Consider the following 23,156-nt stretch of genomic DNA (forward strand, 5'->3'; position numbering starts at 1 on the left):
ATTGATGACCAAACCTAGATATAATGAGCCAACTACCTATTAAATTGACAATTAAATAACTTTACTCCTTAAGTATCCACTCCACACTATTCCTCAATATGGTTTTATATGCTTTATGTTCATGCGCCCGTTCATCGTGACCTAAGGTATTACCGACAATTTTTGCCTTGGGATGTTTTACGATCCAAACTGTGGGATATTCTTCCCCTGATTTCAAACCTCTACTTACTGCCAACACTTCTATCTCTGCACCGGGATCCTTCTTCCATCGGTACAATTCATCCACGATCCTAAATTTAGAGGGTACCCCTTTCATTAAAGGATGATCGGGTTTTACCACCCGAACCTCAAATTCTTGAAGATCTTCATGGGATCTTGATCCCCCTCCTACAAGTGTTTTGTTATATTCCGGCCAATCTTCCCAATTGTACCAAGTACTGGGATGGAAAATGAGCATGTTCATTTTACCCGAGTTTACCCGGGACATAATAGTATTTCTGGTGTTTTTGTCCAAAGGCTTGTTATTGCTCAATAAAAGCACCTCCGTAGTTGGGAGCAAGGTTCCCAATTCCCGGGAATTTTCTGAATAGATAACGGTGTTCCCACCCCCGTCACTTAGGATTTCACCATCAGCAATTCCAAAAAATTTGAGGAAGTCATGGGAGCCTCCCCCACCCATTACTGAGATTTTTGCGGCATTTTCATTTTCAGAAATATAGGATCCAGGGGCGGTCACTATAATTTCCCCTTGCATCATGCGCCAATGTCCTGGAAAGGTACAGACATAGGGATAAATGCCTGGAGTGTCCGGGAGTTTAATTACTACTGATCCGGTAACACCTGGTGTCAACATATCCGTTGATCCCAAGACGTATCTTGATTTGGGTATGTACCCCATTTTTTCCGCTTCCGGATTCTTTAAAAACCCGTCTACCATAGCCCCGAAAGTATCCAAACTACCAGGTTGAATGACCACCAAATTATGGGACATCTGGTCCTTATTGTTCAAGACTATTTCTACCGTCTGACCCGCTGTGGCATGCAGTGTTTTCTTATCATAGGCCATTTCCTGGTTAACGGTATTGAGGACAAAGGTAACATCGGCCTTTATTTTTCCAACCTTTCCTATTCCCAGATCAATATGTTGGTTTCCTCCTGTGTTTACACAATGAACTGCAATAAGATTTTTACCTTTTTTAAACAATTGTCCCTTTTCACTTTCGAGCTTTATATATTTATAGGTTTCGGTGGAACCGGCTTCGGCAATTAAAAGTTGCCCATTCACAAAAACTTCATAATCGTCATCATGTGCAATTTTTAAAACAGGTTCGTCAATCTCATCTGTTATGACCACTTCTTGCCTCATCCAGATATCAGAGCCACTCCATGAGGTATTTACCTCTTTCATATTATCGCCTCCAAACTTTGCAGCACCCGTTTTCCATGAAGAGTCATTGAACTCGGACTTTGCCCAGTTGTCGGCAGGCTTGTCCGTAGTATACTTCCATTTGGATTTTTTTTCCTCTGCCGATGGCACCATCATAACTACGGAAGAGGGGTCTACGGTTTCAAAGTTAGATTCCCTAAAATAAATCTTCATAGCGGCATTGAGCCATTTATCGGAGGTACTGCTTTCGTCCTGCGATAATTTTTCTATCTCCGAATATAGTGCATTGGATTCCGGTAACTCCCCTGCACGTAAGGCCGCTGCCAGCTTTATATGTAGATCGGCACTATTTAATAGTCCTGATTGTGCCAGGCTTTCACTGCTTTCCTTTGTTGAAGGCAATAAAGTCAGGGCCGCACGTTTTACGGCATAGGAACCACTGTTCAATGCGCCAACAGCAACTTGGTTGGCTTCGGCATTGGAGCCATTTAGTGCTCCCAATCCCTTCAAGGTCCACAGGGCATGCAAAGCGGGGGCATTTAGGCCGCTTTTGTCAATATTACTATTGTCCCCAGCCATTGTGATCAAGTCTGGTATTAGGGATACTATCTTGTTTTCTACAATCAAACGCTGGGCTGTAGTCCTCCAAAACATATTATCACTTTCAAGGGCCTCCAATAATTCTTGATCATCGTTGGCGTTCAAAGAGGTGATATCCGAATCATCCCCATCTTCATGGGTAATAATATAAATTCTGCCATGTCCATAGTCCCTCAGCTGGTTCTTATGGGCATTTCCTTCACCCTTGTCGGCATTCCAAATTTGATTGTCCATGCCACGTTTATCGGGGTTATGCTGAATCACTGGATTGTACCAATCGGCAACCCAAATATTTCCATCCGGACCAGTCTCTGCAAAAACAGGCGCGGTCCAGGCATCGGTACTGGCAAAAATATTTCCACCGTCGACCTCCTTATACCCTGCCCCATCCCTAACTATTTTTGCAATGTGCACCAAATGTCCGGTAGGTTCGCAAACGTACATCTGATTTTGGTAGGCCTCGGGATAATTTCGCGCGGTATAAAAATTGGCTCCTGCAGCTGCGGTATAACCACCACGCACATCTACCTGCTGCAACGGAATGGTATCTACAGGGGTAATTTCATAGTGCCCCTGGATGAAGTCGGCATTTACGGACCATGACGGTAGTTTATTTAAATAATCGTAATGTTTTAAAGGTATCCCAACATAACAACAGTGGTTATTATTGGCCGTAGATCCAAATATTTCAAAATTCTCGTTAAAACCAAGCCCCCAAGTATTGTTGTTGAATTGCCCTACAGGTTCAAAATAGGAACCATCCTTGGCAAATTTGTAGACGCCCATCTTAAATTCTACAGGCTTGCCCTGAAACTGATTTTCAAAGCCTGAATAACCAACGGAGCCCCAAATCATATTGTCCACACCATATCGTAGATTTGATGGTCCAGCATGTGTATCCCAAGTTCCGAATCCATCGAAAAGAACGGTACTTTTATCCATTTTGTCATCCCCATCGGCATCTTCCAAAAAGACCATATTTGGGGCCTGTGATACGATGGCACCTCCCTTGACCAAAGTAATTCCGGTAGTCAAATTTTGCTCTGTAGCGAAATCGATAAAAGTATCCGCCATGCCATCACCATTGGTGTCCTCACAGATTGTAATTCTATCACCTCCAACATCATTGTCAAGTCCATGTGGGTAATCCTGGGACTGTACCACCCAAAGTCTGCCTCTTTCGTCCCAAGTAAAAGCTATTGGGTTGATAATGTTGGGTTCCGCCGCATATAATTTAGCGCTAAAACCTTCAGGGAGCTGCACGTGCTTTTGGGAATCTTCGGGACTTAAAGGGATCTGGACCTTTGGGTTCTCTCCCGTATAGGTCAAGGGCGGGGGTGGCTCTTTTTCCCCGGAACAGCTAGATAAAATGACCATTCCACAAAAGATTAATGAAATGTAACCCGTTATATTTTTCATTCTCCTGATTTTAATTTTTTAGTTTTTCTTGTAACTTATTATAAAGTAGCTATTAATCCTTGTGTAAAATGTCCAGTTAGATCCGGGGACGATATTCAGAGTAAGGCTTATTCCCGCTTACGTCTACGGTTCCAGCTTCCCAACCTTCGGGTGGGGATAAGATGGCCAAGAATTCCAATTTCCCTTGTCCTGCGTTAAAGGTACCATGGGCTACATTGGCCCCAATATAAACGGAGTCGCCCTCCTCCAATATCTGCATTTCATCTTCTATCCATTGTTCAGCCGTACCTTTTAAAACATAAAGAATTTCATTCATTTCTGGATGAACATGAAAATTATGCCCCCCTCCTTGGGGCATCACCACCTTTACCATATAGGAGTCGGCCTGTTTTATTATTTCGGGATGGTAATGCCAATGGTGCACCCGCCCAATGGCCTTTTCGAACATCTGGTCTTTTTCTTTGACAAATTTCCAATTCCTTTCCATAACTGACCTATAGGGTTAATGCCTTGAATTCTTTGGTAAGATTGGTCAATGATTGTTCTATCCCCATCCTTTCCAATGAAGAAGCGCCAACAAAGCCGTGTAGGCCGTTGCAATGTTCCAGCACATACTTTACATCTGCCGGGGTATTTATAGGTCCACCATGGGCCAGGAAGAAGGTATCGGGATTGGACTTCTTCACTGCATCAACAATTTTCTGTGTGCGTTCCAGGGCATCATCCATTGAGGCAGTGGCATTGGTAACCCCAATAGAACCTCCAACTGTTGTGCCTACATGTGCTATAATAGCGTCGGCACCCACATCGGCCATTTGTACGGCCTCTTCCGGCTTACCCACATATACTACGGAGAACAGATCCATTTTGGTGGCCAAATTCACCATTTCCACTTCTTTTTGAAAACTCATTCCCGTTTCTTCCAGTACGTTTCTAAAGTGGCCATCAATAATGGAATGTGTTGGGAAATTGTTGACCCCTGAGAATCCCATATCCTTTACTTTACCCAAGAAGTGCCACATTCTTCTGCGTGGATCGCTACCATGGACCCCACATATAACAGGGATTTCCTCTACCACGGGAAGTACCTCAAACTCACCTATTTCCATGGCCACCGCATTGGCATCCCCATAGGCCATCATCCCAGCGGTTGAACCGTGTCCGGACATTCTAAATCTACCTGAATTGTATATTATTATTAGATCAGCCCCTCCTTTTTCAATGAATTTAGCACTGATCCCTGTACCAGCACCAGCAGCAATTATTGCTTTTTTTTCATTTACTACTGCTTGTAATCTATTTCTAACTTCTTGTTTTGTGTAAGGGTTTCCTTTCCCTGTCCATGGATTCGGCATAATTGCTTATTTAGATTAATTTCTTTTTTAATTTTTGATTGCTGCACTACAAATTAGTTATCTGAAAAGTCCTATTTTTTGATTATATCCATTAAGGATTTCTTGACTTGTATTGCAAATTCTTCTGTATTTATATTGGACTCAATTTCGATTACCTTTATATTTTTATTTGTGTTCCTTTTTATGGAATTGAATAACTCCTTGTAATGATTTATTGATTAATTCCACACCCATTGCAATTCCCTTCAAATTCTTTGGCTCTTAAGCTTTATGAAAACATTTTATAGTCAACATTATATTTTTGGAACAGTCCTGTAATAGTAAAGGGGCCTGGTCTATCGCCTCCTTTAGCTCCATAGGTTTATTTACAATAGAGTATACCGCGCTTACTCCTATACTGTATATATCTTCGATACCCTCTCCAATTTTTCCGGTTACTACTATCACCGGCACTTCGTACTTTTTTGCCATTGAAGCAATGCCAGATATTGTTTTGCCATGAAGCGTTTGCTCATCTATCTTTCCTTCACCGGTAAAGACTAGGTCGGCCTGTTTTATAATTTCCTCTATTCTTAAGGTCTGAAGTATTAATTCTATTCCGTTTACCAGTTCTCCATTTAAAAAAGCCATTAATCCCGCACCTGTGCCACCGGCTGCTCCTGCTCCAGGAATGGAAGATATGTCTATATCAAGGGTAGACTTAATTGTTTTGGCATAATGGGCCAGGTTGCTATCCAAAAATTCCAAATCTTTCCTACTCCCGCCTTTTTGACCACCATAGACCATGGATGCACCATGCACACCTGTAAGGGGATTGGAAACATCACAGGCCACGATCACCTCACAATTTTGAATCCTCTTGTCAAAATTGGTCAGGTCTATCCTGTATAACTCATTTAAACTCCCACCACCCTCTTTAATTTCCTCTCCCTTATCGTTCATAAATTTGGCGCCCAATGCCCTGACCATTCCAGCGCCACCATCGTTGGTAGCACTACCGCCAATGCCGATAATGATCTTAGTACAGCCTTGATTAAGGGCATCCTGAATTAATTGTCCCGTACCAAATGTTGTGGATAGTAAAGGGTTCTTTTCCTGCTCCATTAACAATTCCAAACCAGAAGCCTTGGCCATCTCGATAACAGCTGTTTTATTATCGTCTAATATTCCGTATTCGGCCGTTATTGGCCTCATGAGTGGATCCATTACAGTAACAGAAAGCCTATGGCCACCAACTCCGTTCAAAAGTGTTTCAAGTACTCCTTCCCCACCATCCGAAATAGGAATTTCATGAATTGTTGCAGCAGGCAATACCTTACGGACTCCTATGGCAATATTTGCCGCCACTTCTCGGGCCGATAAGCATTCCTTGAAGGAATCTGGGGCAATAACTATATTCATTTATAGTGGTTTGGTCTGGTTATTTTTTTGACTTGTTATTACATTCGATTAAAATACAAAATAATCCGTCGCTAATAATTTAATCTATTTTAAGAAGGGTAATGTCTTGCTAGTTTACCTTCGATTTCGAACGCACAAAATCTACCAACAAAGGAAAGGCTGGTTCGGTCATGCCATGACCATAACCGTCCATTTCATATAGGGTAATATCTGCGTGTCCGCTAACCTTCATCATTCTATAGAAATAGGCATTTTCCTCATATCGCCCCAGCATCTCCTTTTCACGATCGCCCGTAATCAACAAGGTGGGTGGTGCATTTTGGCGTACGTGGAATAATGGCGCCCATTCGTCTATTATAGGCTGCTCTCCGGGAATACCTTGTTCCTTTCTTATAGTAAAATGGGTTATGGTATGGCCACTAAAAGGGACTAGTCCAGCCACCTGATCGGAATCCAAATTGTATTTCTTTAACCAACTTTTGTCCATAACGGCCATTAAAGCCAAGTAACCACCTGCTGAATGTCCTGAGACAAATATTTCATTGGAATCTCCATTATATTTGTCAATGTTTTTAAAGACCCATGCTATGGCTGCCGTGGCATCGGCAATACAGGTTTCAGCCTTTACATTTGGGGAAAGCCTATACCCTACTCCAACCACACAGAACCCTTTATTTTTCAGAGCTGACGGAATTTCTTTTTGGCCTCCGGTCAACCCCCCTCCATGAAACCAGATAACCACGGGGACCTTGTAATCGACCTCCGGATAATAGATATCCAAAAGGTTTTTTTCTTGCATATAATCAGTCCGTTTGGAAGTACTGGAATCGTAGTAATAGACATTTTCCTTTAATTTATAGCTTAGGACCTGACCTTGGACGTATATAGGCAAAGCAGCCAAAAGCACAAAAGTAAGTAGCTTTTTCATGGTTGAATTGGATTTTAAGTTGGTTATATGGTTATGAATATTCCTCTAATATCTTAAAAACAGATTAAATAAAATTATCATAATAATCTTTATTCCCTCCATCCTTCAAATAAATTTTGGATACAGTACATTATATTCGAGGTTTATTGCCTAGTAAACTACCTCGGGGCAAGCTTAGGAGTACCTGCCTTCGGCAGGCATGTTTTAAACTCGATTATCAAGTAATTTTATTATCCTGTCCTTTGTTTTGAATTAAAAGATTTTCGAAATAGCCAATTATCGATAGGATTATATTTCCTTGTTGTATCAAAAAATTTTTTAAACTAGTTAAATAGTAAAGTAACGGTAGTCTTCGAAGTGACTGCACATAATTCGTTTGCTTTTTAGACAAGCTGTAAAAAATATTGGGTAGGACTTGACCGCAAAAGATGTTATCGTAAGTGCGACTACAAATCAATAGGATTAATGGCCAGGCTTTTAAATAGCTTGGCTTTGGCGATACTGAATTTATTTTGAATGAGATTTTTTTTCAATTCAACTTCCAGAAGTTTTCTTTCCCTCGAATTAACTAGAAACAAAGAACTTTCTCCGAAACTGAACTTTCTTTCCTCTGCAAAAAACAGTAGGCGGTAATCCTGTACCATGCTTTCTACGAGGCTCGTTTGGGTATCAAAAGAATCTAGTTCCTTGTAAATGGCAAGAATATTATTTCTTATCTGTACAGCAGTATTGGTAGCTTCCAATTGGGCATCCTGCAATTTATAGTCCGCTAACTTAAGATTGCCTCGTTCCTTTCGCAAAAATAAGGGTAGTTGAAAGTTAATGCCACCTTTGTACTGTTGATTCCCAAAGGAATTGAAATAATCTGGATTTTCCGTCAAGAAATTGTATTCTAAATCTATTTTAGGCAACAGTTTATTACTTTTTAAACGTCTATCAATTTTTAAACTTTCTATTTTATAGTCCAAGGCTTTCAGTTTAGGATGATCGGCAAGGGCAAAACTGTCCAAGGGCTTTCCCAAAATTTCCAAGGTAACATCTATATCCCTTTCCGTGTTAATATCGGGAATTACATTGGGTTGTATCTCTATTGGAATGTTGTTGTTGGTCCATAGAAAATTAGACAGTAACAAAGCCTTGTTGGATAAATTAACCTTGGCCTGCTCCAAATTCAAGGCCCGATCCTGGACAATGATCTTGGCCTCAAGGGTATCGATCGAGGGGATGACCCCTGCTATGGCGTTCTGCCGTACCCCTTTGAAGCGTTCCTGTGCATTGGCCAAAAATCTATCATAAATTTCCTTGTCCCTATAGGTTTGCAACCAATTGAAGTACGCAAGGGAAGCGTTGTACAATACCTCGTTGACCAGAATATCCCTTTCGGCCCTATTCTGATCCCTAAAAAGTTTGGCACTTTTTAAGGTTGCCATTCTATCATTTATCCATAGTCCCTGCCCAAGAGAAAAGGATACTCCGGCGCTATATAATCCATCCTCCGGTAAATTTTCCGAGGGATTTAAATACACTCCATCATTCTGTTCAAAATTGGCCTTTAATTCTATCCCATACCAGGTTGGGACCTTGAAAGTAGCGTTGAATCTTTCGTAGTACTCGGTTCCTTTAAATTCCTTTAGGTCGTAATCCACTTCTATCTTGGGATCAAACCCACCCCTGGATTTCATTAAATTGGCCTGAGCTTCGTCAATTTTAAGTTCCGCCTGCTTTGCTATAGGGTGATATTTTTTTATGTACCCCAAAAATTCCTTGAAGTCAAGGACGGCGGGATCCGTTTGCTGGGCCTGTGCAAAGGATATTGTAAATATTAATAAGAACAAGAATAATCTATTTATCATTTCTCTTCTTTTAGTACTGTCTTTGTGGGCTGATAGTAATTAGGTGGAAAGCCGTTCAACTGTCGCCATAATTCATACCAAATTGGAACATCCTCAAGTAATGCAATGGTGTTGGCACCAGATCCCACGCGGATGTCTTTTGGCCACGGTATGTCATTTTTGTCAGGCGCCAACAAAACACGGTATTTGCCGTTTTCACTGATGAAAGTTTCTATGGCAACCACGGTACCCCCGTAGGTACCATAGGAGACATTGGGCCAGCCACTAAAGACAATTGCCGGCCAGCCATCAAACTGTATCCTAAACTTTTCACCTACATGGATCAAAGGTAGATCCAATGGAGCAACATAGGTTTCTACAGCCATATCGTAATTACTGGGCATTATCCCTACCAAACGATCTCCTTCCTTGATGGTCTCCCCCAAACCTCCTTGAATGGCCTTATTTATATATCCACTTTGAGGCGCTTTGACATAATACAGACTATTCCGCATTTCGTAATTGGTATACTCATTTTCCAATTTTGAAACCTGGGCCTCGGAATCGTACTGATTGGACTGTGCGGTGAACATATCACTTTGGGCTTTGGAGATCTTATCAGCATATTCCGCTTCAATCCTATTGATTTCCACTTCAGCATTGATTATTTCATTTCGGGCAGTAAGTAATTTATTCCGTTGAGAAATTAATTTGGCCTGGGACTCCTGCAATTTTAGTCTCTTTTCCTCCACATCCGTAATGGCCTTTAAGCCCTCCTTTGCCAACTGTTCTATACGGTCATATTGTGTTTGCGCAATACTGATGTTGGTCTTGGCAGCTTCCAAATCAATACTATCACTCTCAACCTTTAATCCAGATTGCATTAGTTTGTTCTTGGCCTGTTTTAACTTGAATCCCCTCTCATTCTCCAAAGCTTTTATTTGGGTATTTAACACCTTGACCTTTCCTTCATAAGAAGAAACTGCTTTGCTCTTAGCCGTAATCTGCTGTCCTGTCCTAGAGACTAAATTGGGATCGAAGTACTCATTCTTAATCTCTGAAATAAATAAAATGGTATCGCCCTTTTCTACAAAATCACCCTCTTTTACAAACCATTTTTCTATTCTGCCGGGTATGGGCGACTGTATAGTCTGAGGTCTTTGATCCAGGCTCAGTGTTGTTAAAAATCCATTGCCCCTAACATTCTGTGTCCAAGGCAAAAAAAGTACGATAATAACAAAAATCGCCGATGCCACTAAAAAACGATTAAAATGTTTATAGTGTCTAACGTGAAAAACTCTTCTAAAGGATTTATATCCAGAGAGGTCTACTTTATCGTTCAATTTATTTTGGGAAATGTTCAGCATATCGGATTATGTTTGGGAGACTATTTTACCTTGATCCAGGGTTACAATTTTTTTACAGCGCTTTATCCATTTTGGATTTTGACTCACCACTACCAAGGCCCAAGGATTATTGTTGTCCAACAAGAAGTTCATGATTCTTAGGGCCTCAGGTTCATCAAATTGATTTAAAGGATCTTTTAAAATCAATATTTTTGGTTTTTTTACTATGCTGCGCGCCAAAATTATTTTCTTGGAAATGGTATAGGGAATTTGTTTTCCTTCAGGAAAAAGTGCCGTATTCAATCCTTGGGGCTGGTCTTTAATAAATTGAAGCAACCCTACGTTTTCCAGTGCCCAGTAAAGGTCCCTTTGGGAAACTTTTTTATTCCCCATTGTAATGTTTTCTAAAATAGTACCTTCAAACGGACTTTCTTCGGTTAGGGACTGACCAAAAAAGGAACGATAATGGTTTATATTCATGCCGATCAAGGAAATATCGTTTACAAATATATTTCCCAAATTGGGAGGGATTATTCCGGAAATTAATCTCAATAAGGTAGTCTTTCCAGAACCATTGGCACCTAAAATAAGGATGCTGTCCTTTGGTGCTATTCTTAGATTGATATCTTGAAGAATTTTCTTATTGCTTCCAGGAGCACCATATGATACACCGCTTAGTTCAATAGTTATGGGCCCATCTTCCGAAAGTGGCTTCTCTCCCTGTTGCTCCTCAAGATCCATATCCACTACCTGTCCCAATTTTTCCAAGGAAGTAAGGAGATCATAGAAGGTATCCAAGCCACGTATCAACTTCTCAACGGAATTTATGACCAAAAGAATAATAATTTCGGCCGCTACAAATTGCCCAATATTTATTTGTTGATTGAGTACTAAAAACCCACCAATCAGCAAAAGTCCGGCCGTAACCAAAACTTTAAAGCCTATCATTTGGATGAATTGGATGACCAAAATTCTAAAATGACTCTCACGGGCCACCAAATATTTATCTACCAATTTATCATTTTTGGTGAGGGCCAAACTGGTTTTTCCCGAAAGTTTAAAACTAGTAACGGAACGTGCCACTTCTTGAATCCAATGCGCCACTTTGTATTTACTTTTGGACTCGTCCATACTGGTTTCCAACCCTTTCTGAACAGTGAACTTGAAGACGACATAAATCAATAATATTAATAGCAGCCCATAAATGATAAAAAAGGGATGATAAAAAGACAATAATATTAGACCAAAAACAATTTGCAAAAGTGCCCCGGGGAAATCTATCAAAATCTTCGCCAAGCCTTTTTGAACATTTAGGGTGTCAAAAAAACGATTGGCCAATTCAGGGGGATAAAAGTCCCTTAGTACATTCATTTTAATTTTTGGAAAACGATAAGTAAATTCAAAGGAAGATCGTGTAAATATTTTTTGCTGCAAGTTCTCGATGATCCTTATCTGCATTAATTGCAAAATACCCGCAAAAGCTACTCCACCGGTAACCAAGGTGACCAAAATTATCCAAGAGGTGCTGATTTGTGCTCCTTGCAGTAAATTAATTATGGCCTGTATTCCTAGCGGTAGTGAAAGATTTACCAAGCCAGCAAAAATGGCATAATAAAAGGTTTGCAATACATCCCTCCTGTCCAACTGCAGTAGCCCCATTAGCCTTTGCCAGGCCGTTAAAACATTTTTAGGCATAATTTTATTTTAAGGATTTAAAAACAAGATCATTAAAGTATGCTGATGGAGTGTTATTTTCATCGCAATTGGTCAGGGAAGGAAAATGTTCTTGGAGAAAATACTGATGGAACGATCCCTCCAAAATAGTACTGGCCAAACTAGCTGGATATTTATAATCTGCATTTACATTAGTGATCATTTGACTAATACGTTCTATAAGTCTTTTATATATTTCAAAATAGCCATCCTTATTCTCTTGCTCTACTTCTTTGGTCAAATAGGATTTTGAGTATTCATTAATGATAATTCTATTAAGCAGCACCTCATTGATATGGGGGAAAGACGAATCTATTTCTGTTTTTTTTGTGAATATTTCAATTGTCTTTTTTAGTTTTTCCGAGGGGTTGGTAATGGCATTGGTTGCTAAAACCAATTGGTATTCCAGCCAGCCCCAGTACCATGAAGAAAGATATAGTAGTAGTTTGTGTTTGTTTTCAAAGTAACGGTATATGGAACTTTCATTAGAGCCAATGAGTGTCCCCAACTTTCTGAATGTAAAATTTTCAAAACCTATCTCATTTATAAGGTTTATACTATGCTCCAAGATGCGTTTCCCTAAATCGGACGATTCTGGATCTTTTAAATAGATTTTTTCATTAATTCCAATCTTCATCGTTTTTAACAGGCGCTCCATAACTATAATTTTATAAAATTACACGCAAATATAATAGTATTACTATCAAATAATAATAGTTTAACTATCTATTAACAAAAGTAATACTTTCAATAAATCCCTTTTAGTAAAAACTAAGTGCTAAATCCCCGGGATAGAGAAGGACTGGGGGTCTTGCGAAACTTCTACAATACCATAAGTTAAATATTTAGGGGGAGACAAAGTCAATATATAATCTGAATCGGATAAAATTTAGGGTATAAAACACCCGTGTTGCAGCTTATATTTGTATACGGATTTTTGACAGCTATTGCAAGTTGGGCACTTGTGCCCAATAAAGTTCATCGTTTTATTTTGGTTTTAAATATTATTACCTATATATTTAATAAACAGTGATTTAAATTCATTTATTTAATTTATAAATTTAATTATTTGATTCAATTTTAATTTGTACACTTAGGTGAAATCCACTGGATATTATTATCTTGAAATGAAACCGGGATTCCGGTTTTATTCAGTTGTGTGAACCTATAATTAAGTAAATATAATATTGAATATGAAAATTGTAATCTTAGACGGATATACTTTAAACCCTGGTGATTTAAGCTGGGAGAAATTAAAGGATATTGGAGAAGTTCAGGTATACGATAGAACCGAATATAATAATGACACAATAATTAAAGCTATAGGCGAGGCCGAAATTGTGTTTACCAATAAAACGCCCTTGCCAAAAGAGGTATTGGAAAAGGCAACAGCGTTAAAATATATTGGGGTACTGGCCACTGGTTTTAACGTAGTTGATGTTATGGCTGCAAAAAAATTGGATATTGTGGTTACTAATGTGCCTAGCTACGGCACTACTGCAGTTGCACAAATGACCCTTGCCCTGCTACTGGAAATGTGTCATCATGTTGGGGAACATAATCGATCTGTAAAACAAGGGGAATGGTCAGCAAGCAAGGATTTTTGTTTTTGGAACTATCCGCTAATCGAATTGGATGGCAAAACTATGGGTATTTTTGGTTTTGGGAGGATAGGGCAAGCAACCGCCAAATTGGCCCAAGCATTTGGCATGAATATTTTGACTGCTGGTAGTAGAAAGAAACTGGAATTGGAAAGCAGTAGTTGTAAACAAGTGGATTTGGATGAACTCTTGGCCAAATCCGATATAATAAGCCTACATTGCCCATTAACTCCTGAAACCGAAGGCATTATTAATGCTTCCAACATTTCCAAAATGAAGGATGGAGTAATGATCATCAATACTTCTCGTGGTCAATTGATCGTTGAGAACGACATGAAGGACGCCCTGGATAATGGCAAAATTGCCTGGGCCGCGGTAGATGTTGTTTCCAAAGAACCCATAGACCAGGACAATCCACTATTAAAGGCCAAGAACTGTATTATAACGCCCCACATCGCTTGGGCGCCAAAGGAGTCAAGGAGCAGGTTGTTGAATACGGCCCTTGAAAATTTACAAGCTTTTTTAAAGGGAAACCCCATCAATATGGTGAATAGCTAACCTCATATTGGCTTACACGAAACACAAAAATTTTGACCAATGCCTTTTGATCTCAAACAAAAACTAAGTAACAACCATAATATCTACGGGACTTGTATTCTATCTACCTCCCCTATTTGGTCAAAGGTGGTAAAGGGCACTGGACTGGATTTTGTCTTCTTGGACACGGAGCACATTCCCATGGATAGAACCGAACTTTCTTTTCTATGCCAGGTGTACACGGCTCATGGAATGGCTCCTATTGTTCGTATACCAAGTCCTGATCCCAATGCGGCCTGTATGGCAAAAGATGCCGGTGCCGTTGGAGTCCTTGCCCCATACATCGAAACTACAGGTCAGGTACAGCAGTTGGTGGGTGCCACCAAGTTTAGGCCCTTGAAAGGAGAGCGACTTCAAAGTGTGCTTAGTGGGAAGGAAGATTTATCGCCTGAATTAAGAACCTATCTGGAAAACTTCAATCAGGGTAGTTTGTGTTTGATAAACATCGAGAGTACGGTAGCAGTTGGAAGATTGGATGACCTATTGAGTGTCCCTGGATTGGATGGCATCGTTATAGGCCCTCATGATCTTTCCATAAATATGGGGCTACCGGAACAATACGATCATCCCGAATTTGAAAACACTGTAAAGGAAATTATACACAAAGCAAGAGCTAAAGGTCTTGCCGCCGGAATTCATTTTCCTGCCCATGCCCAATACCAGATAAAATGGATCAGGGAAGGTGCCAATATTGTGCTGCACAGCTCTGATATGCGACTTTTTAGTCAAAAACTCTCTGAAGATCTTAATAGTATTAAGGCAGCTGTAGGTGAAAGACAAAATTTGTCCGATGGAAGCGAGTTGGTTATTTAAATTGAGGGATAAAAGGTTTCAAAATAACTCATTATTAGGTAATTCCAATAATCAATATGAATAGAATCTTTAAACATTCCTTGATTTTAATTTTACTGATAACCTATAATTCTTCGGTCCTATTTGGGCAAATGATCGATTTGAGCAGGTCAGAAATAATCTGCCTGGGAAAAAATGACCCTCTGGTCATGACTGCTATTACCGTTTTGCAGGAGGAAGTTGCTAAAAGAAGTAATATTTTGCTTGCCAAGGGGAGTAGATTTCCAAAACGGTCCCATAGCGCAATAGTGGTTGGACTTGAAAAAGGTCTGGATAAATTTCCGGCCGAATATCAGCAACTTTTGGCTACGATGCCAGAAATAATGACTGAAGGCTATAAAATAGCAGTGGTTCCGAAAAACAATGTCGTCCTAGTGCTGGGCAACGATTCTAGGGGTGTGCTATATGGTGTTGGAAAACTTTTAAGGAAACTTCAAATGACCCAAGGCCGGATTCTACTGCCACTTGATACCAACATCGCTTCAAGTCCAGCGTTTCCAATTCGGGGTCACCAATTGGGGTACCGACCAAAGACCAATGCCTATGACGCTTTTTCTGTGGAGCAATTTGATGGTTATATACGTGATCTGGCAATTTTCGGTGCAAATAGCATTGAAATAATGCCCCCACGTACCGATGATGACTTTACAAATGTTCATATGAAAATCCCAGCCATTGATATGATTTTGGAGCAATCCAAAATCTGTAATCGCTATGGCATGGATGTTTGGATGTGGTATCCTAATTTGGGGTCGGACTACAGCCATCCGGACTCCCTAAAGGTAGAAATTGAGGAAAGGCGCCAAGTATTTAAAGCCGTTCCAAAATTGGATGCCCTATTTGTCCCTGGTGGGGATCCCGGAGACTTGGAGCCGGACGAATTGTTCAATTGGCTTGAAAAGGAAGCCGAACTGCTGCGGGAGTACCATCCAAACGCCAAAATTTGGGTTTCCCCACAGGTTTTTAGACCTACAAAAGCCTGGTTCGATAACTTTTATGATCACGTCAACAAAGAATACTCCTGGTTTGGGGGAATCGTCTTTGGGCCATGGATAAAAACTCCCTTAAAAGACATAACCGAACGTTTGAAACCTGGCATTCCTATTAGAAGATATCCAGATATTACCCATAATTTAAGCAGTCAATACCCTATTCCCCATTGGGATTTAGCATATGCAATCACCTTGGGGAGAGAATCTATCAATCCTCGCCCACAAGACCAAAAAATAATCCATAATGCCTTCGACCAATATGCGCAAGGAAGTATTAGTTATTCGGAAGGTACCAACGACGATGTAAATAAAATGATATGGAGCGATCAGGATTGGGATCCGGAAACCCCCGTTATGGAAACCTTACGCGATTATTCACGTTATTTTATTGGACCCCAATATACCGAAACTGTTTCCCAAGGTTTAATGGCCTTGGAAAAGAACCTTCAAGGTCCCCTGCTGAATAACGATGGCGTACTAAGAACCCTGCGGCAGTGGCAAGACATGGAAGTGCATGCCTCCAAGGAAGTATTGAGTAATTTCCGTTTTCAAATGGGACTTATAAGGGCCTATTTCGACGCCTATCAATATAGAAGATTGATGTATGAGACCGAATTGGAACAGAAGGCCCGGGAAATATTATCAGCAGCCAAAACCTTGGGGCCAATTAAGACCATAGAAGTTGCCAAAGCAATTTTATATAAGGCAAAGCAGCAGCCCAATATGACTCATTGGAAAGATAGATGTTTAACCTTGGCGGATGACTTGTTTGAAAGTATAGGTGCGCAATTGACCGTGAAAAAGCATTTTGCCGCAAGTGGTCGCGGAAATTTTATCGACAATATAGATGTACCCTTGAATGATGGTATGTGGCTAGTAGATCAACTTTCCATTATTGAAAAAAATGGAAGTGACTCTGATAAATTGTTGGCAATAGAGAATTTATTGAATCGGAACAACCCTGGACCTGGGGGTTATTACGACAATTTTGGAACACCGAGAAGTTGGAACAGGGTAGTTTCCAATTATAGCTACAAAGAAGATCCGGGAGGATTAAAATCTCCAAGGGTCAGTTTTGGCGTAGGTCTAAGAGGGGAAGAATGGGTACACGAAATAACGGCCGTAGGCTTTGACGGGCATACAACTCCATTATCTTGGATGAACCAAGTTACGGCCTTGTATGACGAGCCTTTAAAAATGGTTTACCCGGATTTAGACCCCAACGGTTCCTATATTATTAGGGTGGGCTATACAGGGCGATTTCGTTCAAAAATTAAATTGATGACAGAGAATATTCTTGTGCACGACTTCATTACCACCGGCAACCAACCCCTATATGAATTTCAGGTTCCTTCTGCTGCACTACAGGACGGAGTTTTGGAATTGGAATGGAGCTGTGGTGAAGGCGAACGAGGATCTCAGGTTTCCGAAATATGGATAATTAATCAAAATGAATTAAAAAAATAAAGAGCCATGGAGGATAAAAAAAACAATTTAGACGGTAGAAGAAAATTTTTGATCAGATCGGGATTGGCCGCTATGGCTATGCCATTCACTCAGATTTCCTGTGAACCGTCAAAAGAAAAGGAATCAACACTGGAAAATGAGGATTCATTTGAGTTTGCATTCCTTACGGATATCCATATAAAACCGGAAATGAATGCGCCAAAAGGATTTCAAATGGCTATTGACAAGGTAAATGAACTGAACCCGGATTTTGTCCTTACTGGAGGAGACCTCGTATACGATACCATGCGCGGTAACTATGAACAAAGCGAATCACTTTTTACCCTTTATAAAAACCTGAGCAAAGGCTTTAATATGCCCGTTTATAACTGTATCGGCAATCACGACCTTTTCGCCATCTATGAAGAAAGTCCCGAAACTGAAGATCATCCAGATTATAAATACGGCATGTGGGAAAGGCATTTTGGGGATACCTATTACTCTTTTGATCATAAAGGTTGGCATTTTATAACCTTAAACTCTTTGGATGTAACCGAAAACAAAAGATATCAGGGTATTTTTCACGAAAAGCAATTGGCCTGGTTGAAGGAGGATATATCGAAGGTAGAGAAAAGCACTCCTATTATAATTACCACCCATATTCCCATGATATGTACCTACTCCCAGTTAAACGGCAGCGAAGGTAGTAGAACGGTCAACAATGCCTCCGAGGTGTTTAAGATCTTGGAAAACCATAATTTAAAGTTGGTTTTACAAGGACATATTCATTGGAAGGAATACGGATTCATCAACGATAGGTTTCATTTTTTAACAGGAGGTTCCATCGCTGGGAACGGTTGGAAAGGAAGAAGACACAATACCAAGGAAGGCTTTGTAAAGATTAAAATAAGGGGAAATGATTTTTCTTGGGAATATGTAGACCACGGATGGGAAGCTGAAAGACTTAAATTAGCGAAAAACACTATTTAGTATTTTAAGCTATTTGCTAAACTTGGTGTATTTTAAGCCAAATTATCTATATGAAGATTACAACAAATACGGATTTTACTACTCTTGTCATTCAAGAAGTATATGCGCCTTGCGGGCTAATAGTTTCAAACCATCTGCTGGACAGGGAAAGTAGAGAATACCAAGCCTCCTCATTTGAATTGAACAACCTAAAAGTTAAAGCTAGGAAAGCTAAAATCACTCCAAAAAAAATAGGACAATTCGTAACTTTATGGAAAAGAAATAAGAATGGTGATACCGCCCCTTATGAGGAGTCCGATAAGGTAGATTTATTTGTAATAGACGTCCTTGAGGCTTCTCATATGGGTCAATTTATATTTCCTAAAGAGGTCCTAATGGAAAAAGGCATAGTATCCTGCAACAAAAATGAAGGGAAACGTGGTTTTCGGGTTTATCCTCCTTGGTCCCAACCTACCAATAAAACAGCCGAAAATACCCAAAAATGGCAGTTGGAATATTTCTTGAAAATTGGGCAAAATTCAAGAACGGACCTCGACAAAGCCAGAATGCTTTATTTACTGCGATAGCTATTAACAGAACAAAATGCCCGCTGTCTTTATAAACTGCTCCTGCCTTTTGTTGGATTTTAAATACATATCGAAGGAAAGTTTTCGCTATCTAACCTCCTTTCGCAATACTTCCAAGGGTGGACTTTTTATAACACTACTGCTGTTCACCAGACCTATGAACAGTACCAGTAATGTAATTCCAGGGAACAGCACGAGAAATGGAAATAAAGATGGTGTAAAAACTGATTCAAATACGAATAATGCCAGTAACTGACTACTTGCCAAGGACAATAAAATACCGGATAAACCTCCCAGAACACCTAAATACAAGTACTCCAAGGCCACTATTTTCAGTATTTGTTTACTCCTGGCGCCAATAGTTCTAAGCAGGACACTTTCACGTATACGCTGATATTTACTGGTCCTTACCGCTCCCAGTAGGACTATTATTCCCGTGAGGATACTGAAAAATGCCATAAAATTAATAATCCATGAAATCTTGTTCAATAAGTTGTCTATAACCACCAAGATTTGTCTTATATCCAGAATGGATACGTTGGGAAATTCTCTAACCAATTCCTTCTGTAATTCTGCCGAAGCGTTTTCATCAGGTACATTGGTGGTGAGTACTGTAAATTGTGGAGCCTCTTCCAAAATACCAGAGGGGAATACAACGGAAAAATTTAGTTGCATCCTGCCCCAATCCACTGTTCGTATACTTGCTACAACAGTGTTCATGATAACCCCCTGAACATTAAAACTCAACTCGTCCCCTACCGCTACCTTGGCATCCCTGGCAAAATTATCGCTCACGGAAATAGGTACTTTCTCCTTGGAAGTAACTCTTGGGACCCATTCCCCGGATTCCAATTTTTCCGAAGAAATAAGGCTATCCCTATAAGTCACCCTAAACTCGTGGTTCAAAATCCAGGAATTAATAGTGGAAGCGGTATCCTTCCTGATAGCATTGACAGATTCTCCCTGTATGCTATTCACCCTCATTGTAATAATTGGGATATCGGTCAATACAGGATGTCCTCCCTCCATAATGGTTTGGGCTACGGCTTCCTTCTGTTCTGTTTGAATATCCAGAAGAATTATATTGGGACTATTGGCGTCTGTTCCCATGGTAGATTTAGCCAACAAAAAATCCTTTGTAAAATATAAGGTACTTATTAAAAAGGTGCCGATACCAATTGCCAGGACCAAGGTCAAGGTTTGGTTCTGTGGCCTAAAAAGGTTCAACAAACTATGTCGTGCGGTAAAAGTCCAAGAGGTTGGAAAGTATTTCTTTATTGTTTTCATGGCCATCGCGGACAAGCCGGCCATAATAGCAAAGGTAACTATGATGCCAGCAACAAATGACAAGGAATATTTCCAATCCCTTAATAACCAATATGAAAAAAGAAACAAGAAGGCCAAAATTGCGGCAGCGACCAAAATGAGTCCTCTTTTCGATCTTGATTTGCCAACTTCCTGTACCCTTAAAGTCTGAAGTGGGGAGACATATAATGTTCCCATCAAGGGATAAAGGGCAAAAAGCATGGACATAAAAAGGCCCAATAAAAGTCCCATTGCTATTGCTTTTGGGGCCAAGGACAATTGTACATCCACCGGTAAGAGGTCCCCCAAGAGTAATGGGAATAATTGCTGTAAGATTACGCCCAATGCAGTGCCTACAGCTCCCCCGAACAATCCAAGCGCCCCGATTTGCAGTAAATAAATTAAAAAAGTTTGTTTTTTGGTTGCCCCTAGACATTTGAGAACTGCAACCGATCGCAATTTTTCCTTTATATAAATATTAATGGCACTGGCAATTCCTATACAACCAAGGAGAAGGGCTATAAAAGCGACCAGATTAAGGAACTTTCCAAAATTTCCATATCTCCGTCCCAAGTTGGCACTTGTAGAGGTATGCGTATCCAAATCCGCACCTTCGGCATCCAATATGGGGTCCAACTTTTTATCCAATGCCTCTAGATCTGCAGCTGGTTGGACAAAATAGAATTCATAATCCAACCTACTCCCCTTCTGTATCAATCCAGTTTCCTGAATAAACCTGTATGGAATAACCACTGGGGGGGCTATAGAACTGAACAGCCCGGAACTTCCGGGTATGGATTTTAACGAACCCGCAATTGGAAATGTTAGCTCTCCTATTTTAATGCTGTCCCCAGTTTGAAGGTTATACTGAAGCATAACCGTGGCATCGACCAAGGCTCCGCCCATATTCTGGTAACTAGCTGCTGCCGATACAGGTGCCGTCTCCAGTGTACCATAAAATGGAAATCCACCTTCAATTCCCCTAACTTGAACCAATTTGGACGCTCCCGATTTCTGGAAAGCTGCCATGGAGGGAAAGTTTATTTCCTTGGCATCGGCTCCTCCAAGGGAATCCAATATTCTTTCTACCTTTTCATTTGGTGGATTTCTACTATCCACTATAAAATCGGCTCCCATCAAGGATTTGGACTGTAGGGAGATATTTTTTTTAAGATTATCACCAAAAGACTGTATAGAGACCACGGCGGCGATCCCCATAATAATCGAAGCCATGAAGAGAAAAAGTTTCCTCTTACTGGCTTTTCCATCGCGCCATGCCATTTTTACGAGCCATTGAAACCCGGATTTTGAAGTGCTGTTATGTCCGTTCACTGTGCTGTCGTTTTTTGATTGGCAATAATCCTACCACCTTTTAACCTAAGTATATGTTGGGTTTTGGCGGCTAATTCCAAATCATGGGTTACGATAACCAAGGTAGTGCCCGCATCCGCATTAAGTTGAAAAAGTAATTGTATCACCTTTTCACCTGTTTCGGCATCCAAATTCCCAGTAGGTTCATCGGCAAATAATATGGAGGGGTTATTGGAAAATGCCCTGGCCAGGGCAACACGCTGTTGCTCGCCACCTGAGAGTTGTGATGGATAATGATGGAAGCGATTTTGCAATCCTACCTTGTCCAGTAATTCCATTCCGTTCTTTATAGCATTTTTATCTCCTCTCAATTCCAAAGGAATGGCCACATTCTCCAAAGCAGTAAGTGTTGGCAGTAATTGGAAATCCTGAAAAACAAAACCTATATTCCTGTTGCGCAGTATGGCCCTCTCATCTTCGTTTAAAGTCCCTAATTCAGTACCGCACAGGGTTACCGTACCGGAATCCGGTTGGTCCAGTCCGGCACATATACCCAGCAAGGTAGTTTTTCCGCTTCCTGAAGGCCCTACAATGGAAAAAGTATCCCCTTCCTCCACGTCAAACGTAATATCTTGCAATACCGTAAGTTTTTTGGAGCCACTACTATAGATTTTCCCTAAATTGTTTACGTTTAATATCTTTGCCATATTATTTCTGTTTCGTGGTTTTCCAAAGAAGGCAAAATACAGAAATGATTTTGATTTTAATTCAATATCCCATGCGAACCTTGTTAAGATTTTCTTATTTATTATTCATTTTTTGCGCCTCCTGTGGAAATGTGGCCACCAAAAAGGCCGATTCAGGGGAAAAAGAAGAAAATTCCATTGAGAATAAAGTGGAGGCCCAAGCTGAAAGCAAAGTCATTTTATTCTTCGGGAACAGTCTTACTGCGGGTATGGGTCTTGATCCAAATGAAGCCTTTCCAGCCTTGATCCAAGAGAAGGTTGATTCTTTGGAATTGTCTTATAAAGTAGTCAACGCTGGCTTAAGCGGGGAAACAACGGCCAGTGGTAAAAATAGGATTGGCTGGGTACTTAATGCTGATATAGAGGTTTTTGTACTGGAACTTGGTGCCAATGATGGCCTACGTGGTATTCCTTTGGAAGAAACCCGTAGTAACTTACAGGAAATTATAGATGTGGTGCACCAAAAAAATCCGAATACAGCCATTATTTTGGCCGGAATGCAAATTCCTCCCAATATGGGTCAGGATTATACCAGTGAATTTAAGGAAATATTTCCAGAACTTGCCAAGGAGAATAATATTGACCTAATCCCATTTCTTTTAGAGGACGTGGCCGGTAATCCTGAACTGAATCAACCTGATGGAATACATCCAACGGCAGAGGGCCAGAAGATTATAGCCAATAATATATGGCCTATAATCGCCAGTGTACTTAAAAATAAAAAGGAGTTAGCTATTGAATAAATGACTTGAGGATAGCACATTGAAAA

General features: G+C 40.3%; 17 protein-coding genes. 6 read left to right on the forward strand and 11 right to left on the reverse strand.

Annotated features, from left to right (window positions below):
- Positions 1-61 precede the first annotated feature (61 nt).
- The 9 genes from MWU84_RS03320 to MWU84_RS03360 form a co-directional block, all read right to left on the reverse strand.
- Positions 62-3,406, reverse strand: coding sequence for a PVC-type heme-binding CxxCH protein (locus MWU84_RS03320; protein ID WP_246898222.1), 3,345 nt, complete (start codon positions 3,404-3,406; stop codon positions 62-64).
- Between the two features lie 76 nt (positions 3,407-3,482).
- Complete coding sequence (locus tag MWU84_RS03325) at positions 3,483-3,893, reverse strand: cupin domain-containing protein (protein WP_246898225.1); 411 nt, start codon at positions 3,891-3,893, stop codon at positions 3,483-3,485.
- Positions 3,894-3,900: 7 nt separating this feature from the next.
- Positions 3,901-4,761, reverse strand: a complete 861-nt coding sequence (locus MWU84_RS03330) for a phosphoenolpyruvate hydrolase family protein (protein WP_246898227.1) — start codon at positions 4,759-4,761, stop codon at positions 3,901-3,903.
- Between the two features lie 261 nt (positions 4,762-5,022).
- Positions 5,023-6,162, reverse strand: coding sequence for a glycerate kinase (locus MWU84_RS03335; protein ID WP_246898228.1), 1,140 nt, complete (start codon positions 6,160-6,162; stop codon positions 5,023-5,025).
- A 109-nt stretch (positions 6,163-6,271) separates the two neighbouring features.
- Positions 6,272-7,090, reverse strand: a complete 819-nt coding sequence (locus tag MWU84_RS03340; protein ID WP_246898231.1) for an alpha/beta hydrolase — start codon at positions 7,088-7,090, stop codon at positions 6,272-6,274.
- A 446-nt stretch (positions 7,091-7,536) separates the two neighbouring features.
- Entirely contained in the window at positions 7,537-8,943 is a 1,407-nt protein-coding gene (locus MWU84_RS03345; RefSeq protein WP_246898233.1) for a TolC family protein, read from the reverse strand.
- Positions 8,940-10,289 carry an HlyD family efflux transporter periplasmic adaptor subunit gene (locus MWU84_RS03350; RefSeq protein WP_246898236.1) on the reverse strand — a complete coding sequence of 450 codons (1,350 nt, stop codon included), beginning with the start codon at positions 10,287-10,289 and terminating at the stop codon, positions 8,940-8,942. Before MWU84_RS03350 ends, MWU84_RS03345 begins: the two co-directional genes overlap by 4 nt.
- Before the next feature lie 6 nt (positions 10,290-10,295).
- Positions 10,296-11,963 carry an ATP-binding cassette domain-containing protein gene (locus MWU84_RS03355; protein ID WP_246898238.1) on the reverse strand — a complete coding sequence of 556 codons (1,668 nt, stop codon included), beginning with the start codon at positions 11,961-11,963 and terminating at the stop codon, positions 10,296-10,298.
- A 4-nt stretch (positions 11,964-11,967) separates the two neighbouring features.
- The gene (locus MWU84_RS03360; RefSeq protein WP_246898240.1) at positions 11,968-12,639 is read right to left on the reverse strand and encodes a TetR/AcrR family transcriptional regulator; all 672 of its coding nucleotides are present in this window, start codon (positions 12,637-12,639) and stop codon (positions 11,968-11,970) included.
- A 535-nt stretch (positions 12,640-13,174) separates the two neighbouring features.
- Between MWU84_RS03360 and MWU84_RS03365 the strand changes: the two genes are divergently transcribed.
- Genes MWU84_RS03365 through MWU84_RS03385 form a run of 5 tightly spaced genes read left to right on the forward strand, consistent with a single transcriptional unit; the run spans position 13,175 to position 19,025 of the window.
- Positions 13,175-14,140 carry a D-2-hydroxyacid dehydrogenase gene (locus MWU84_RS03365; protein WP_246898242.1) on the forward strand — a complete coding sequence of 322 codons (966 nt, stop codon included), beginning with the start codon at positions 13,175-13,177 and terminating at the stop codon, positions 14,138-14,140.
- Positions 14,141-14,179: 39 nt separating this feature from the next.
- Positions 14,180-14,992 carry an aldolase/citrate lyase family protein gene (locus tag MWU84_RS03370; protein ID WP_246898244.1) on the forward strand — a complete coding sequence of 271 codons (813 nt, stop codon included), beginning with the start codon at positions 14,180-14,182 and terminating at the stop codon, positions 14,990-14,992.
- A 56-nt stretch (positions 14,993-15,048) separates the two neighbouring features.
- A complete protein-coding gene (locus MWU84_RS03375) occupies positions 15,049-17,490 on the forward strand; it encodes an alpha-glucuronidase family glycosyl hydrolase (protein ID WP_246898247.1) in 2,442 nt (813 codons plus the stop codon).
- A gap of 6 nt (positions 17,491-17,496) precedes the next feature.
- Positions 17,497-18,459: a metallophosphoesterase gene (locus MWU84_RS03380; RefSeq protein WP_246898249.1), complete on the forward strand. Its 963-nt coding sequence runs from the start codon at positions 17,497-17,499 to the stop codon at positions 18,457-18,459.
- A gap of 50 nt (positions 18,460-18,509) precedes the next feature.
- Positions 18,510-19,025, forward strand: coding sequence for a MepB family protein (locus MWU84_RS03385; RefSeq protein WP_246898252.1), 516 nt, complete (start codon positions 18,510-18,512; stop codon positions 19,023-19,025).
- Positions 19,026-19,112: 87 nt separating this feature from the next.
- Here MWU84_RS03385 and MWU84_RS03390 read toward each other — a convergent pair whose 3' ends face one another.
- Together MWU84_RS03390 and MWU84_RS03395 are read right to left on the reverse strand one after the other, a co-directional pair.
- Positions 19,113-21,611 carry an FtsX-like permease family protein gene (locus MWU84_RS03390; RefSeq protein WP_246898490.1) on the reverse strand — a complete coding sequence of 833 codons (2,499 nt, stop codon included), beginning with the start codon at positions 21,609-21,611 and terminating at the stop codon, positions 19,113-19,115.
- A 47-nt stretch (positions 21,612-21,658) separates the two neighbouring features.
- Positions 21,659-22,348 carry an ABC transporter ATP-binding protein gene (locus MWU84_RS03395; RefSeq protein ID WP_246898255.1) on the reverse strand — a complete coding sequence of 230 codons (690 nt, stop codon included), beginning with the start codon at positions 22,346-22,348 and terminating at the stop codon, positions 21,659-21,661.
- 44 nt (positions 22,349-22,392) lie between these two features.
- Between MWU84_RS03395 and MWU84_RS03400 the strand changes: the two genes are divergently transcribed.
- Positions 22,393-23,130, forward strand: coding sequence for an arylesterase (locus tag MWU84_RS03400; RefSeq protein WP_246898258.1), 738 nt, complete (start codon positions 22,393-22,395; stop codon positions 23,128-23,130).
- The last annotated feature ends 26 nt before the right edge of the window (positions 23,131-23,156 follow it).

It is taken from the genome of Arenibacter sp. F20364 (genome assembly GCF_023015905.1).
Taxonomy (GTDB): Bacteria; Bacteroidota; Bacteroidia; order Flavobacteriales; family Flavobacteriaceae; genus Arenibacter.

Excerpts from the sequence above, each read along its gene's own strand:
- MWU84_RS03340 (WP_246898231.1), bottom strand. The coding sequence starts at position 7,090 with ATGAAAAAGCTACTTACTTTTGTGCTTTTGGCTGCTTTGCCTATATAC.
- MWU84_RS03375 (WP_246898247.1), top strand. The coding sequence starts at position 15,049 with ATGAATAGAATCTTTAAACATTCCTTGATTTTAATTTTACTGATAACC.
- MWU84_RS03330 (WP_246898227.1), bottom strand. The coding sequence starts at position 4,761 with ATGCCGAATCCATGGACAGGGAAAGGAAACCCTTACACAAAACAAGAA.
- MWU84_RS03325 (WP_246898225.1), bottom strand. The coding sequence starts at position 3,893 with ATGGAAAGGAATTGGAAATTTGTCAAAGAAAAAGACCAGATGTTCGAA.
- MWU84_RS03350 (WP_246898236.1), bottom strand. The coding sequence starts at position 10,289 with ATGCTGAACATTTCCCAAAATAAATTGAACGATAAAGTAGACCTCTCT.
- MWU84_RS03370 (WP_246898244.1), top strand. The coding sequence starts at position 14,180 with ATGCCTTTTGATCTCAAACAAAAACTAAGTAACAACCATAATATCTAC.
- MWU84_RS03335 (WP_246898228.1), bottom strand. The coding sequence starts at position 6,162 with ATGAATATAGTTATTGCCCCAGATTCCTTCAAGGAATGCTTATCGGCC.
- MWU84_RS03400 (WP_246898258.1), top strand. The coding sequence starts at position 22,393 with ATGATTTTGATTTTAATTCAATATCCCATGCGAACCTTGTTAAGATTT.
- MWU84_RS03390 (WP_246898490.1), bottom strand. The coding sequence starts at position 21,611 with ATGGCATGGCGCGATGGAAAAGCCAGTAAGAGGAAACTTTTTCTCTTC.
- MWU84_RS03385 (WP_246898252.1), top strand. The coding sequence starts at position 18,510 with ATGAAGATTACAACAAATACGGATTTTACTACTCTTGTCATTCAAGAA.
- MWU84_RS03355 (WP_246898238.1), bottom strand. The coding sequence starts at position 11,963 with ATGCCTAAAAATGTTTTAACGGCCTGGCAAAGGCTAATGGGGCTACTG.
- MWU84_RS03320 (WP_246898222.1), bottom strand. The coding sequence starts at position 3,406 with ATGAAAAATATAACGGGTTACATTTCATTAATCTTTTGTGGAATGGTC.
- MWU84_RS03360 (WP_246898240.1), bottom strand. The coding sequence starts at position 12,639 with ATGGAGCGCCTGTTAAAAACGATGAAGATTGGAATTAATGAAAAAATC.
- MWU84_RS03395 (WP_246898255.1), bottom strand. The coding sequence starts at position 22,348 with ATGGCAAAGATATTAAACGTAAACAATTTAGGGAAAATCTATAGTAGT.
- MWU84_RS03365 (WP_246898242.1), top strand. The coding sequence starts at position 13,175 with ATGAAAATTGTAATCTTAGACGGATATACTTTAAACCCTGGTGATTTA.
- MWU84_RS03345 (WP_246898233.1), bottom strand. The coding sequence starts at position 8,943 with ATGATAAATAGATTATTCTTGTTCTTATTAATATTTACAATATCCTTT.
- MWU84_RS03380 (WP_246898249.1), top strand. The coding sequence starts at position 17,497 with ATGGAGGATAAAAAAAACAATTTAGACGGTAGAAGAAAATTTTTGATC.